This window comes from Sorangium sp. So ce448, from assembly GCF_051520915.1.
Classification (GTDB): domain Bacteria; phylum Myxococcota_A; class Polyangia; order Polyangiales; family Polyangiaceae; genus Sorangium; species Sorangium cellulosum_B.
On sequence record NZ_CP150343.1, the window covers coordinates 6,623,458 to 6,637,264 of the forward strand.

Sequence of the window (13,807 nt, forward strand, 5' to 3'; positions counted from 1 at the left end):
CAGCTTCAGGGCTCGATCGCGACGCCGAGCTCCTCGCGCAAGGCGTGGTAGGCGTCCGAGACCGTGAACGAGAGGAGATCGCCGATCTTCTCCTCGGGCGTCAGCACGCCCGGCGCGTCTCCCCGCGAGAGCGACGACGCCGCCACCGAGAGATCGCCGGTCAGCAGATAGCCGACCCGGGCAGCGCACCGCTCGACCGATCCCACCCAGTGCGCGAGATCGAGCGGCGCGCGGATCTCGTAGAGCTCGAACACCGCGGCCTCCAGGGCGTCACGCTCGCTCTCCGTCAGGTGCTCGTCGAGGAGGGGCACCAGCGCGAGCACCGCGCCCTCGAGGTCGGCGGGGACGAGCTCCGACGGCCGCGCCACCTTCACCGCTGCGGCCAGACAGACGCCGAGCTCCTCGAGCGACGGGAAATGCAGCAGCAGCCGGTGCGGGTCGACGTGGTACGCGACGTGGCTGCCCACCAGGAACGCGAGCTCGGCCGCCGTCCTCCCGCGGAGCGCCTCGCCGCCGACGAGGACGCTCGGCTCCTCGACCGCTACCGCGGCGACCGCGATCGGCGCGTCCTTGCGGAGGTAGACCGCCGGCGCGGCGATCCCGAGACACCGGCTCGCCCACGAGAACAGGCGAACCACGCCCGCCGCGTTCCGCTCCGCATCGGCGCGCGTGGCCGGATCGAGCTGGGGAGCCCGCTTCTCCCGCACGCGCTGGGCGAAGCGCGCGCGGATCGCCGCGCCGGCGGCCGACGCGAGGACCTCCTCGAGCGCGCGATCGCGATCGCCCGCGCGCAGGAGGTCCCACGTCGCGACGCTCAGCCCGCGCGCAGGCTGGACGAGGCCCGCCGGGCGGTGCTCCTCGAAGATGAAGCGCTCCCGCTCCTCGGCCGCGCCGAGGTAGACAGCCACGCTCGCAGCGGACCACGCCTGGTCGACCCGCCTCAGCTTCTGGAACGTGTCGAACAGGTCGTGAAACACCTGGACGTTGCCGGGATCGAGCACCGCGGCGGCCTGGAGGTGCGCGGCGGCGCGCTCGATCCGGCCGGCGGTCCGCGCGAGCGACGCCGCGCTGAGCCGCCCCGGGACGTCGTCCGGTCGCTCGTCCACCGCGCCCTCGAACGCCTCCAGCGCGGAGGTCGGATCCTCGAGGTGATCGCGGAAGAGCATGCCGAGGCGGCGGCAGAGCTCCCAGGTGACGTCGCTCCGGACGCGCAGGTCGGCGATGCGCTGCGCCCGCTCGAGCATCCGCCGGTACGCGAGCTCGAGCTCGCCCCATTCCTGCCGCGCCGAGAGGAGGATCGCGATGAGGGAGAGCGGATCGAGGAACGTGGGATCTGTGTCCAGCGCGCGCTCGAGCAGCTCGATCCCGTCCCGCTCCCGCGTGACCTCGGTCAAGGTCGCGCGGGCCTCGCCCTGCATCGCGGTGCGCGCGAGCTCCAGGAGCGCGAGCGCTCGCTGCCTGGGCTCCTCCATCCGCTCGATGAGGCAGCGGCGCGCCTCGATCGACGCCTCGACGTCGCCCGCGGCCTGGTAGAGCCGGCCCAGGCCGCGCAAGACCGCGGGGTCGTCGGGGCGGAGCTCCCGCGCCCGCTCGAGGAGCTCCAGCGCGCGCGCCGGCTCTTCGGCGATGCTCTCCCAGCGCTCTGCGCACTGGACGAGGAGCCCGAAGCGATCGCCGTCCCCCTCGACGCGCGTGAGCAGCCGCTCCTCCGCGATGCGCAGCCGGACGAAGTCGCGCCCGGCGAGGTGGAGCTCGACCAGGGCCTCGAGCGCGGGCCGGTGCTCCGGCGCGAGCGCGAGCGCCTTGTCGAAGCTCTCGATCGCCTCGCGGTGCCGCTCCTGGCGCCACCTGGTCTGGGCGATGCGCAGGTGCACCTCCGCGCGCGCGTCCCGGTGCGCTACGCCGACGAGCGCGAGCGCCTTCCTGTACGCGGTGAGCGCGCCCTCCAGGTCCCCGGCGGTGGCGAGCATGTCGCCAGCCGCGAGGTACTGCGCGACCGGATCGTCCGGCGCCGGCGCCGGCGTGGTGGCGGCGTCCCGCTCGTCCGCGACGTCCAGCGGCGCGGCCTCGGGCCCCTCTGCCGGGGGCGCGCCCGGGGCGCCGCCGCGCGGGACGAGCACCGAGAAGGAGCCCCGCCCGCCCGTCCGGGCGAAGCACGGGATGGCGCTGGCGAGCTCGGCGTTCCCCTCCACGCGGCGGAAGATCGCCTCCGCGGTGAGGCCGCGCTCCGGCTCGGCCTCGTCGAGGTGCTCGACGAAGGCGCGGGTGAGCACCGACGGCAGATCCGCGTCGAGCGAGCCGATCGGGTGGGCCGCGACGAGGAGCTCGACCCCCGTCACGGAAGACGCCACCGCCTGCTCCGCGGCGGCGACGACGGCGCGCGAGGTCGCCCCGGGGCCGTGATGGCACTCGAGGACGAAGAGCACCTCGCCGCGCGCGCGATCGCGGAACACCGAGGCGATGTCGCCCAGCGCGTCGCCCACGCCGGGGTTCTCGGGGTCGAGGCAGAGGAAGAGCTCCCCGTCCGGCGACAGCGCGACCGCGCTGGAGGCGTAGAAGAGGAACAGGGTGGATGCGTCGTCGCGCGCGGCGTCCTCCGCGTCGACCAGGGTCCTCCGCGTCGCAACGACCTCGTCGAACAGCGCGTCGAGCTGCTCCGCGAGATCCCGGGCGGGATCGACGTCGATCACCCGGAAGCCCGCGTCGTCCAGCGAGAGGCGGGCCCGGATGAGATCTCCGTCGAGCGAGCCGGGCGCCGGCCGCTGATCGCGGTGCAAGCTGGGCGTGGCGACGACGGCCAAGCGCATCAGGGCGCCCTCTTCTCGTTGCGTACGCGCATGCAGGCGAGCAATCTACCCAGGGCCGCGCCCGAAGCGAAGCGGGTTGCCACGCTGCGCCGCACCGCGCCGCCGCGTGAGGTCCCCCGCACGAGAGATCAGCCGGCAGAGAACAGGCATGAGCGAAGGCAGGCGTCGTTGGTGGACGGAAGCACCCCGCAGCGCAGGAGCGGCTCGCGCCGCGTCAGCCGCGTCAGCCGCGTCAGCCGCGTCAGCCGCGTCAGCCGCGTCAGCCGCGTCAGCCGCGTCAATTGCGCTCGCGGTCGCCCTCGTGTCCGGCTGCGGGAGCGTGTGCGACGAGGCGACGGAGCACACCGAGGAGTGCGGCTTCCACGGCAGCGGCATCTCCCCCGAGGCGTCGTGCGACGGCCGCGTCCGGTGCGCGTCGGCGTGCGCGGCGGAGGCTCCCTGCGGCGCGTTCGATGGCACCGACGCGGCCGCGTTCGATCGGTACCAGCGCTGCCTCGAAGCTTGCTGAGCCCGCCGCGGCGCTCAGCGGGCGGCCCGGACGAGCGCGACGCCGTCCGGCGGCCGGTCGTCGTCCGGGCCGAGGCACAGCAGCGACAGCTCCTTCCAGGGAGCGAGCCCCTCGCCGCCGAGCGGCTCGAGGGTGAAGAGGACGTCCTCGAGCACGCGGCCAAAGCCGTAGACGTCATCGCGCGGATCGCTCGCCCGCCCGGCGAGCCGCTCCGGTGAGACGTACCCTGGGCTGCCGCCGGCGGACGGCGCGCCACGCGGCCTGGCCAGCCCGAAGTCGGTGAGCACGGGCTCGCCGAGGTTGCGCAGGAGCACGTTGGCCGGCTTCACGTCCGCGTGGACGTAGCCGCGCTCATGGATCCGGGCGAGCGCGCGCGCGAGCGGACGTGCCCACCGCGCGATCGGCGCGAGCGCCGCGGCGTCGCCGGCGCGGAGCACGTCTCTCACCGACCCCCGCGCGATCCACTCGAGCGCGATCCACCCCTCCTCGGGGTCCGCGTCGAAGACCCGCACGACGCCGGGGCCCGCGAGCGCCGCGGCGAGCCGCACCTCGCGGGTGAGGTGCGCCCGGTCGCCGCCCCGCCCGTGGTAGACCTTGAACCCGATGCGCCGGCCGAGCACCTCGTCCTCGGCCTCGTAAACCGCGCCGGCGCCGCCGCGCGCCACCTCCCGGAGCAGACGGAACGGGCTCTTGCCCGCCGAGGGCGCGACCACGGTCGCGTCCTCCAGGCGGGCGACCGCGGCGGGCCGATCCGCGCCGAGCGCCGCCCGCCAGCGCTGGTGGCGCTCGCGCGCGCCCGGCGCGCCGATCTCCCGGACGAGCACCCGCTCGATCGCGCCGACCGCGCGCGGGAGCTGCCCCAGCGAGGCGTAGAGATCGGCCGCGAGGACGAGGCCTTCGGTCGAGGAGACCGGCTGGGCGCGCGACGCGCCTCCGCGCTCGCGCGACGCGGCGCCCTCCAGCACGGCGAGCGCGCCGCGCTCGTCGCCCCGGGCCGCGAGCAGATCCGCGCAGGCCACGCGGATCGGATCGGGCAGGACCCGCTCCTCCATCGCCGCGACGAGGTGCGCCACGGCCTCGGCCTCCCGGAGCGTCCCGCGCGCGCGCCGGAGCACCGCGATGACCTCGTCCGTCGAGGGACCCTCCCGCGTGCCGGAGCTCCGCAGCCGCGCGATGTCGTCGCCTCCGTCTTCGCGCGACGCGCGCGCGTGCGCCTGCGGCCGCTCCGCTCTCGCCGGATGCGCGCTGCCCCCGACGTCCGCCCCGCCCGGCCCGGCGCCGCCGCGCGCGTCCGCCGGCGCACCGCCGCCCGCAGCGGCGCCGCCGAGGCGCTCCTTGAGCCGCCGCCACAGGCTCACGCTCTGCCGCCCTCGGCGCCGCCGCGCCGGATCGACGGAGCCTCGCCCGCGGGGGGTACCCGGAAGACCGCCGTCCCCCCGCGCGCCGAGGCGATCGCGTCGCCCGCGCAGAGCTCGACCGACGGAGCGAGCTGGTAGTCGCCGAGGAACGGCGGCGGCGCCCCCGGCGGCGTCTTCAGCGCGACGAACGCCGAGGCCCCCGCCCGATCGACGCGGATACGCCAGGGACCGACCGGCAGATCGCCGAGCGGCGCCGTGAAGCGATCGCCCGCGATCTCCACCACGCACCCCTCCCCGGTCCCCGGCGTGATCGCGCACGGCACCTCCCCGCCGAGCAGGAGCTGCACGCCGCGGCCGACGGGCAGCGGCCCCGTGAGCCGCGCGCCCGCCAGCGTCGTGCCGTTGCGCGTCCCGAGATCCTCGACCTCGACGCCGGACGGGCCGCGCCGGATCCGCACGTGCGTCCTGCTGACGGCGCGGGACGCGACGACGAGGGTCGCCTCGCCGCGACCGATCGTGACCTCGTCGCCGAGCGCGCACCGCAGGAGGGCGCCGCCGAGCTCGAGCGAGAGGATCGGCCCCGAGAGCAGCCGCGCGCGGATCGCGCGCAGGGCGTCGGCCACCGGCTCGCCGCCGCGGTTCCCCGCGATCCAGGCCTCGGCGACCGCGATCGCCTCGCGGCGCTCCGCCATCCGGTCGAGATCCGCGATCGACCGCAGGACCGCGGCGAGCTCTCGCTGGTCCCTCTCGACGGTCATCGAGGAGCGGAGCCGCTCCTCGAGCCGCTCGATCGCGCCCGCCGCGGCCAGCACCCGCGTCTCCGACTCGGTGTCGCCCACCAGGGCGTACGCGTCGGCCGCGCGCTCGAGCTCGCCCGCCTCCTCGAGCTCGCGCGCGACGGCCAGCGCCTCGCTCCGCATCACGCTCGCGCCCCGCGCGCGCACCAGATCGAACGCGAGCAGCGCCTTGCGCCCGAGCGCCGCGCGCTTGAGCTCCGGGCTCTCCGCCATGCGGGACGCCGACGCGCAGAAGGCGATGCGCTTCTCGACGCTGCGCTCGGCGTCCGCCCGGAGGAGGAGGACACGGGCCGCGTCGTCCGGCATCCCGGCGTCGAGGTACAGCTCGACCGCCCCCGCGAGATCGCCGGCGAGCTCCTTGGCCTCGGCCGCCCTGCGTCGGCTGTCCCCCCGCCTGAGCCCGAACCACTCAAAGAGACTCACGCAGCGCCATCCTCGCCACCATCCGACATCCTACCCTTGATGCGCGCCGGCCCCAACCGCCAGCGTTGACTCCCTCCCTCGTCACCCGCAGGATTTGCGGCCTCGATGTCGACAACGAACCGCCTCGGCGAACTGCTCGTCCGCGAAAAGCTCATCAGCCTCCAGCAGCTCAGGCAAGCCCAGGAGGAGCAGCGCAAGACAGGTCAGAACCTCGGGTACGCGCTCGCCAAGCTCGGGTACATCTCCGACGGAGAGATCACGAGCTTCCTCTCGACGCAGTACCGCGTCCCGGCCGTCGCCCTCGACGAGTACGAGATCGACGCGGAGGTCTCGCGCCTCGTCTCGCGGGACGTCTGCGAGAAGCACAAGATCATCCCCATCTCCAGGTCGGGGACGGCGCTCGTCGTGGCGATGGCCGATCCGACGAACCTCCACGCGATCGACGACATCAAGTTCCTCACGGGCTTCAACGTGGAGCCCGTCGTCGCGTCCGAGACCGGCATCACGGAGGCGATCGAGCGCGCCTACAACGTCGGGCCCTCCTACGACGAGGTGCTGAGCGAGTTCGGGGAGGAGGAGGTCGGCTTCCAGGTCGAGGCCGACGACGTGAACGTCCTCGAGCTGGAGAAGGCCGCCGAGGGCGCGCCCGTCGTCCGGCTCGTCAACGCGATCCTCCTGAACGCGATCAAGAAGGGCGCGAGCGACATCCACGTCGAGCCGTACGAGAAGAAGCTCCGCGTGCGCTACCGCATCGACGGCGTGCTGATGGAGGAGATGCAGCCGCCCATCAAGCTGAAGAACGCGATCTCGAGCCGCCTCAAGATCATGAGCTCGCTCGACATCGCCGAGCGGCGGCTCCCGCAGGACGGCCGCATCAAGCTGAAGATGGGCAGGGGCCGGGAGATGGACTTCCGCGTCTCGGTGCTCCCGACGCTCTGGGGCGAGAAGATCGTCCTCCGCCTCCTCGACAAGTCCAACCTGCAGCTCGACATGGCGAAGCTCGGCTTCGATGCGAAGCCGCTCGCGGACTTCAAGTGGGCGATCGGGCAGCCGTGGGGCATGGTCCTCGTCACCGGCCCGACCGGCTCCGGCAAGACGACGACGCTCTACTCGGCGCTCTCGGAGCTCAACCAGATCGGATCGAACATCAGCACCGCCGAGGACCCTGTCGAGTACAACCTGCACGGCATCAACCAGGTGCAGATGCACGACGACATCGGGCTGAACTTCGCGATGTCGCTGCGGTCGTTCCTCCGGCAGGACCCGGACATCATCATGGTCGGCGAGATCCGCGACTTCGAGACGGCCGAGATCGCGGTCAAGGCCGCGCTCACCGGCCACCTCGTGCTCTCGACGCTGCACACGAACGACGCGCCGTCGACGATCTCGCGCCTCCTCAACATGGGCGTGGAGCCGTTCCTCATCACCGCCAGCGTGAACCTCGTGCTGGCCCAGCGCCTCGCGCGCAAGATCTGCCCCGACTGCCGCGTCCCGCTGAAGGTCGACGCGAGGGTGCTCCTCGACTTCGGCTTCACCGAGCAGCAGGTGGCGCGCGCGGAGCTCGTCCGCGGCGCGGGCTGCAAGACCTGCAACGGCTCGGGCTACAAGGGCCGCGTCGCGCTCTACGAGGTCATGCGCTTCACCGACGCGCTGAAGGAGATGGTCCTCCAGGGCGCGTCCACGGCCGAGCTCAAGGCCGCCGCGATCAAGGGCGGGATGCTGACCCTCCGGATGAGCGGGATCGAGAAGGTGCTCGCGGGCGTCACCACGACCGAGGAGGTCGGCCGCGTGACGATGGGGGACTGAGCGCATGACCACCGAGCTCGTCGGACAGCAGGAAGGCCTCCGGTACACGCTCCAGCAGCTCCTCCGCGCGATGGTGGAGAAGGGCGCGAGCGACATGCACATCACGAGCGGCACGCCGCCGCTCCTGCGCATCGACGGCACGGTGGTGCCGCTGAAGCTCCCGCCGCTCATGCCGAGCGACACGAAGCAGCTCTGCTACTCGGTGCTGAGCGAGGAGCAGGTGGCGGCGTTCGAGCAGCGCAACGAGCTCGATCTCTCGTTCGGCATGAAGGGGCTCGCCCGTTTCCGCGCCAACATCTACATGCAGCGCGGCGCCGTCGCGGCCGCGTTCCGGCAGATCCCCTTCCGGATCATGAACTTCGACGAGCTGGGCCTGCCGCCGGTGGTGCTCGACATCACCGCCAAGCCCCGCGGCCTCGTGCTCGTGACGGGCCCGACGGGCTCGGGCAAGACGACCACGCTCGCGAGCATCATCGACAAGATCAACTCGGAGCAGCGGCTGCACATCCTCACGATCGAGGATCCGATCGAGTACCTGCACCCGCACAAGCTGTCGCTCGTGAACCAGCGCGAGATCGGCTCCGACACCGCGTCGTTCAAGGACGCCCTGCGGTACGCCCTGCGCCAGGATCCGGACGTCGTGCTCGTCGGCGAGATGCGCGACCTCGAGACCGTCGAGTCGGCGCTGACGATCGCCGAGACCGGCCACCTCGTGTTCGCCACGCTCCACACGAACTCGGCGATCTCGACGATCAACCGCATCATCGACGTCTTCCCGCCGCACCAGCAGTCGCAGGTGCGCCAGCAGCTCTCGTTCACGCTCGTCGCCGTGATGACGCAGCTCCTCCTGCCGCGCGCGAACGGCCCGGGGCGCGTCATGGCGATGGAGGTCATGATCCCGAACGCGGCGATCCGGAACCTCATCCGCGAGGACAAGCTCCACCAGATCTACTCGCAGATGCAGGTGGGCCAGGCCGGCAGCGGCATGCAGACGATGGCCCAGTCGCTCGTGTCCCTCTACCAGCGCCGGATGATCACGCTGGAGGAGGCGTTCGCGGCGGCCGCCGACGGCGAAGAGATCCGGGCGATGCTGGAGCCCCGTCAGGCGGTGAGCTCACGGAACAGCGGCCCGAAGCAGGCTTGACCACAACGGCGCCCTGCCCTTCGGTTCACCCTGCACGCTCGACCCGCCTCGCGGCTCACGGCGCAGCGCGGCGGGAGGCGGACGGACGGGCGAGCGAGCGCCGCTGGCATCCAGAAAACCGAAGTAAAATCGAGGCCATGGAGAGGGGGCTCCACACTTTTTTGACATCTACCCAACCGTTCAGTAGGTTCCGCCCGATGCAGGGGCTCACCGAGCGACAACAGCAGGTGCTTCACTATATCCGGCAGTCGATCAGCGAGCGCGGCTACCCGCCGACGCTGCGCGAGATCGGCGCGCATATGGGGATTCGCTCGACGAACGGGGTGAACGATCACCTCCGGGCGCTCGAGCGCAAGGGCTACCTCACGCGCGAGGACATGAAGTCGCGCGCGCTCCGCCCGCGCGATCTCGACGGCGCGGGCGCCGGCGGCGGCGCCGATCTCCGCGGCGCGCTCGTGAACGGTGGGAACGACGCCCCTGCGAACGACCAGGAGGACGACCTCGTCGAGATCGCGGTCGTCGGCCGGATCGCCGCGGGCCTGCCGATCCTCGCCGAGGAGCACGTCCTGGATACGGTCCGGATCGAGCGCACGCTCGTGCGCGGCGGGCGCGAGGTGTTCGGCCTGCGCGTCACCGGCGACTCGATGATCGAGGCGGGCATCTTCAGCGGCGACTACATCTTCGTGCGCCGGCAGCTCACCGCGCAGCGCGGGGACATCGTGGTGGCGCTGATCGGCGACGAGGCGACCGTGAAATATTTCTTCCCCGAGAAGGACTACGTGCGGTTCCAGCCGGCGAACGCGGCGATGGCGCCGATCCTGGTCCGGGCGAGCGACTTCAAGCCCGCGATGCTCCTCGGCGTGGTCGTCGGCGTCTACCGGAAGCTCTGACTTCACCTTTCCCTTCCCCGAGCCGGTTGACGCGCGCCGAGCGGCCTTGATAGCGTCGCGACGGCCGGGCAGACGGTCTTAGGTGCCCGCTCCAGAAAGAACGCGATCGTGACGACGCACGGGCGGCGATTCGGGACTTGGATTTCAGGCGCGGGCATGGTGCTCGCGGCGGCTCTCACGGGCGGCTGCGGCGGTACCCTCTACGCGTTCACCGCGAACTCGGCCTCGAGCAAGCTCGAGACGGCCGAGGCGCTCGGCGCAGAGAAGTATGCGCCGTACGAGTACTACACCGCGCGCGAGCACCTCTGGAAGGCTCGGGAGGAGGCCGCGGCCGCCGACTACGGCGACGCGATCGACTTCGCCGACGTCGCAGAGGAGTACGCGGACAAGGCGATCACCCTAGCGAAACAGGCGCACGAGGGCGCGGGTCGATGAGCATTGGAATGACGCGCCGCAGTTCCCGTCGCGCAGGCGCCGTCGCTGTCGTGGCGATCGCCGGGGCCGCCTTCTCGTGCACGCAGGTGCCGGTCATGCGTGGCGACATCGAGGCGCTGACCACCATCGCGAAGCAGGCGGAGCGCAACGGCGCGCTCCGCTGCGCGCCGCGCGAGCTGGCGATGGCGAAGTCGCACCTGTCGTTCGCCTCGGTCGAGCTCGATCAGGGCTTCTTCGTCCGGGCCAAGGAGCACCTCGACATCGCGAAGGCGAACACGCACGCCGCGTACGACCTCTCGCCGCCGCAGAAGTGCGCCGAGCGCGGGTTCGTCGAGGAGGCGCCGCCGCCGAAGCCCGGAGACTGCGACGGCGACGGGCTGCTCGATCCGCAGGACAAGAAGTGCCCGTGCGACGCCGAGACCTGGAACGGCTTCCAGGACGATGACGGCTGCCCGGACGATCCGGACACGGACGGCGACGGCCTGACGGACAGCAAGGACAGCTGCGTGCTCCTGCCCGAGGACAAGGACGGCTACCTCGACGAGGACGGCTGCCCCGAGCTCGACAACGACCTCGACACGATCCTCGACGCGAACGACAAGGACAGCACGGGCAAGAACTGCGCGAACGACCCGGAGGATCCGGACGGCTACGAGGACGCCGACGGCTGCCCCGAGCCGGACAACGACCAGGACACCGTGGTCGATCTCGAGGACCAGTGCCCGAACGAGCCGGGCGTGGTCGGCGGCGACAAGCCGGGCTGCCCGAAGAAGCCGAGCCTGGTCATCGTCACCGAGAAGGAGATCAAGATCACGCAGCAGATCCACTTCGAGTTCGACAAGGACAAGATCCGGCCCGAGAGCTTCCCGATCCTCGACGCCGTGGTGGAGGTCCTCCAGCAGAACCCGAAGATCAAGATCGAGATCCAGGGGCACACGGACAACAAGGGCGCCGCGGCCTACAACAAGAAGCTGTCGGATCGGCGTGCGGCCTCGGTGAAGAAGTACCTGGTGGCCAAGGGCATCGACGAGGCCCGGCTGACATCGAAGGGGTACGGCATGGAGCAGCCGATCGTGCCGAACACGTCCGACCAGAACCGCGCCCTGAACCGGCGCGTACAGTTCGTCCGCACGGAGGGCGCGCAGTAGTCCAGCCGTCGCGGGGGCACCGCCGCCTGGCGTGTCGGGGTACGGTCGCTCTCGACCGCGCAGTCCAGGGGGCCGGACCCGGCCCCCTCCTCCTGAAAGCAAGAGCCCCTCCCCAGCACACCCTGGAGGTCTGAACCCGTGTTTTTCCGTCGTTCACGCCGCGCTCGTCTCGCGTCTGCACTGACTTCGCTCTGGGTCCTCGGCGCGCCGGCGGTCGCCGGCGCCGCCGGCGAAAAGGACGCGGAGGCGATGAAGCTGCACAACCAGGCGATGGACGATGACTACCTCTCTGTCGAGTTCGACAAGGCGGAGAAGAAGCTCAAAGACGCCCTGAAGAAGTGCGACAAGAACGCCTGCTCGAAGCCGGTGGTCGGCAAGCTGCACATCGCGCTCGGCACGGTGTATGGCGGCGGCAACAAGCTCCAGCAGGCCAAGGCCGAGTTCGTGCTGGCGCTCCAGGCCGATCCGAAGGCGGCGCTCATCGACGCGCTGACGACGACCGAGCTGGCCCAGGCGTTCAAGGAGGCCCAGAAGGAAGCGCAGGCCGCCGGGAAGGCGCCTCGCGACGGCGGCGGCAAGGCCACGAAGACCGCGGCGGGCGACGTTCCCCACACGCCGGTGGCGGAGCAGGCGGTGAACACGCCGGTGCCCGTGTATGTCGAGATCCCGGACGAGATCGACGCGTCCAAGGCGACGGTCCGCTACAAGCCGTTCGGCTCGCCCAAGTGGAAGTCGCTCGAGATGAGGCGCGTCGAGAGCGGCTTCGGGGTGGAGATCCCCTGCGAGGATGTCACGACGACCGGCGACATCCGGTATTTCGTCATCCTGAGGGACGAGGCGGGCGATCCGGTGGGCACCGCCGGTTCGATGCAGGCGCCTCACCGGGTGCCGATCAAGAACGAGATCGAGCAGGAGCCGTCGCTGCCTGGCCAGGAGCCGCCGAAGCGGTGCGCCGCGAAGGAGGATTGCCCGCCAGGCCTGCCTGGCTGCCCCGAGGCCGGCGGCAAGCGCGGGGACAAGACCTGGGGTTCGGCCTGCGAGGCGACCGAGGAGTGCCAGTCGGGGCTCGCCTGCGTGAACGGGACCTGCGAGCAGGGGAGCGACGGGGACGGCGGGGCGTCGAAAGGCGCGGGCAAGGGCAAGGGCAACCGCAACGTGGTCGGCGTCTCGGGCCAGCTCGACCTGCTCCTGGTGCGCGGTACGGATTACGTCTGCTCGGGCAGCGACGCCGCCTACGCCTGCTTCTATTCGGGCGGCGAGGGCCGGCAGTTCTACGGCGATCCCGCGGATCTCGAGGGAACGAACGGGGTCAAGGGCGGCCTGAGCCTCGCTGGGTGGCGAGTGATGCTGTCGTACGATCGGCAGCTGTTCTCGGATTTGTCGCTGCTCCTCGGCGTACGGGTCGGATTCGCGTTCGGCGGCTCGCCGTCTTCCCAGAACGGGCCGAACCCGTGGACGGACGAGGCGGGCAATGACCTGCAGAACCCGCATCTCCAGGCGCTCAGCTTCCTGCCGCTCCATGCGGAGCTCCGCGCCACGTATTTCTTGCTGGGGGATCGGATTGTAGAGAAGGGCGGGTTCCGCCCCTATGCCTTCGCCTCGCCCATCGGGCTGGCCCAGGTGAACGCCTCGGTGCCTGTGGATGTGTGCGATCGCCGCACCGAGGAGGGGGATCCGGTGCGCACCAGCAGCAGCAACAGGTGTCCGGCGAACACCCGCTACGTCGAGAATCTCGATGCCTACCAGATCACCGGGCGGAACTTCTCGGCGCTAGGCGCCGGTGTGGTCTATGGCATCACCCAGAATTTCGGAGTGTCTGCCGAGATGAAGGTGATGCTGTTGTGGCCAACGCTCGGCCTCGTCCTGGCCCCCACCGTCAGCCCCGTGTTCGCCTTCTAGCGCCGTCTCCCGCACAGAGCGACGTCGCCGACGCGCAGACGTGCTCCAGCGTGCCCTGCGCTAGAGATCGAAGTGTTCGGTGCCGAGCAGCTGGTAGAGGCCGTAGAGCGACCCGGCGTCGTGGTGCTCGAAGCGAACGCCCGCGCGCGCCGGCCGGCCCGCCGCACCGCGGCGGATCCAGGCGATACGACCGCGGAGGCTCAGCGGATCCCACAGGTTCGGGGCGGTGACCTCGAGCGTCACCGACGCCTCGGGATCCAGGAGCTCCGACGCGAGCTGGGCCTCGGACAGCTCGATGCCGGCGCCGCCCAGCCCCAGATCGCGGATGCGAACGCCGTGCTCCTCGATCGACTGGCGATCGCGCAGCGTCGCCCCAAGATCGACGCGTCGCCTCGCGTGAACGCGAAAGTGGTCCCGGACAGCCATCCTGGCGCATTCTCCAGTCGACGCGAACATATCACGAGAGACGCGCGCACACGCTCGGTTCGCCGAGCCGTGCGGCGCAGGGGCGCGGGCGCGACCACGCGCGCCGCGCGAACAGCATGCTCGCCCGGTCGCCCATGGCTGCGTTCGGTAAAGCGACCGTCACGTG

11 protein-coding genes are annotated in these 13,807 nt (G+C 71.5%); 7 read left to right on the forward strand and 4 right to left on the reverse strand.

Going from position 1 to position 13,807, the window contains the following annotated elements; genetic code table 11:
• Window positions 1-5 precede the first annotated feature (5 nt).
• Entirely contained in the window at window positions 6-2,807 is a 2,802-nt protein-coding gene (locus tag WMF45_RS24910; RefSeq protein ID WP_437719317.1) for a tetratricopeptide repeat protein, read from the reverse strand.
• A gap of 301 nt (window positions 2,808-3,108) precedes the next feature.
• Here WMF45_RS24910 and WMF45_RS24915 point away from each other — a divergent pair, with 301 nt between their 5' ends.
• Window positions 3,109-3,315, forward strand: coding sequence for a hypothetical protein (locus tag WMF45_RS24915; protein ID WP_437719318.1), 207 nt, complete (start codon window positions 3,109-3,111; stop codon window positions 3,313-3,315).
• Between the two features lie 14 nt (window positions 3,316-3,329).
• Here WMF45_RS24915 and WMF45_RS24920 read toward each other — a convergent pair whose 3' ends face one another.
• Window positions 3,330-4,673: a serine/threonine-protein kinase gene (locus tag WMF45_RS24920; RefSeq protein ID WP_437719319.1), complete on the reverse strand. Its 1,344-nt coding sequence runs from the start codon at window positions 4,671-4,673 to the stop codon at window positions 3,330-3,332.
• Window positions 4,670-5,893 (reverse strand): FHA domain-containing protein, encoded by a 1,224-nt coding sequence (locus WMF45_RS24925; RefSeq protein ID WP_437719320.1) that lies wholly within the window; start codon window positions 5,891-5,893, stop codon window positions 4,670-4,672. Before WMF45_RS24925 ends, WMF45_RS24920 begins: the two co-directional genes overlap by 4 nt.
• 105 nt (window positions 5,894-5,998) lie before the next feature.
• Between WMF45_RS24925 and pilB the strand changes: the two genes are divergently transcribed.
• From pilB to WMF45_RS24955, 6 genes are all read left to right on the forward strand, one after another.
• Window positions 5,999-7,699, forward strand: coding sequence for a type IV-A pilus assembly ATPase PilB (pilB, locus tag WMF45_RS24930; protein WP_272093387.1), 1,701 nt, complete (start codon window positions 5,999-6,001; stop codon window positions 7,697-7,699).
• 4 nt (window positions 7,700-7,703) lie between these two features.
• On the forward strand, window positions 7,704-8,843 hold the full coding sequence (locus WMF45_RS24935; protein WP_437301486.1) for a type IV pilus twitching motility protein PilT: 1,140 nt from the start codon (window positions 7,704-7,706) through the stop codon (window positions 8,841-8,843).
• A gap of 197 nt (window positions 8,844-9,040) precedes the next feature.
• A complete protein-coding gene (gene lexA / locus WMF45_RS24940; RefSeq protein WP_012237101.1) occupies window positions 9,041-9,733 on the forward strand; it encodes a transcriptional repressor LexA in 693 nt (230 codons plus the stop codon).
• 156 nt (window positions 9,734-9,889) lie between these two features.
• On the forward strand, window positions 9,890-10,168 hold the full coding sequence (locus WMF45_RS24945) for a DUF4398 domain-containing protein (protein WP_044965531.1): 279 nt from the start codon (window positions 9,890-9,892) through the stop codon (window positions 10,166-10,168).
• Window positions 10,169-10,176: 8 nt separating this feature from the next.
• Window positions 10,177-11,316 (forward strand): OmpA family protein, encoded by a 1,140-nt coding sequence (locus WMF45_RS24950; protein ID WP_437719321.1) that lies wholly within the window; start codon window positions 10,177-10,179, stop codon window positions 11,314-11,316.
• Window positions 11,317-11,454: 138 nt separating this feature from the next.
• Window positions 11,455-13,215: an EB domain-containing protein gene (locus WMF45_RS24955; protein WP_437719322.1), complete on the forward strand. Its 1,761-nt coding sequence runs from the start codon at window positions 11,455-11,457 to the stop codon at window positions 13,213-13,215.
• Window positions 13,216-13,275: 60 nt separating this feature from the next.
• Here WMF45_RS24955 and WMF45_RS24960 read toward each other — a convergent pair whose 3' ends face one another.
• Window positions 13,276-13,641, reverse strand: a complete 366-nt coding sequence (locus tag WMF45_RS24960) for a PilZ domain-containing protein (RefSeq protein WP_012237106.1) — start codon at window positions 13,639-13,641, stop codon at window positions 13,276-13,278.
• Window positions 13,642-13,807: the final 166 nt, after the last annotated feature.

What these genes read in the sequence shown, in the direction of transcription:
- WMF45_RS24910 (WP_437719317.1), bottom strand. Translation starts at nt 2,807, where the DNA reads ATGCGCTTGGCCGTCGTCGCCACGCCCAGCTTGCACCGCGATCAGCGG.
- pilB (WP_272093387.1), top strand. Translation starts at nt 5,999, where the DNA reads ATGTCGACAACGAACCGCCTCGGCGAACTGCTCGTCCGCGAAAAGCTC.
- WMF45_RS24935 (WP_437301486.1), top strand. Translation starts at nt 7,704, where the DNA reads ATGACCACCGAGCTCGTCGGACAGCAGGAAGGCCTCCGGTACACGCTC.
- lexA (WP_012237101.1), top strand. Translation starts at nt 9,041, where the DNA reads ATGCAGGGGCTCACCGAGCGACAACAGCAGGTGCTTCACTATATCCGG.
- WMF45_RS24945 (WP_044965531.1), top strand. Translation starts at nt 9,890, where the DNA reads ATGGTGCTCGCGGCGGCTCTCACGGGCGGCTGCGGCGGTACCCTCTAC.
- WMF45_RS24950 (WP_437719321.1), top strand. Translation starts at nt 10,177, where the DNA reads ATGACGCGCCGCAGTTCCCGTCGCGCAGGCGCCGTCGCTGTCGTGGCG.
- WMF45_RS24960 (WP_012237106.1), bottom strand. Translation starts at nt 13,641, where the DNA reads ATGGCTGTCCGGGACCACTTTCGCGTTCACGCGAGGCGACGCGTCGAT.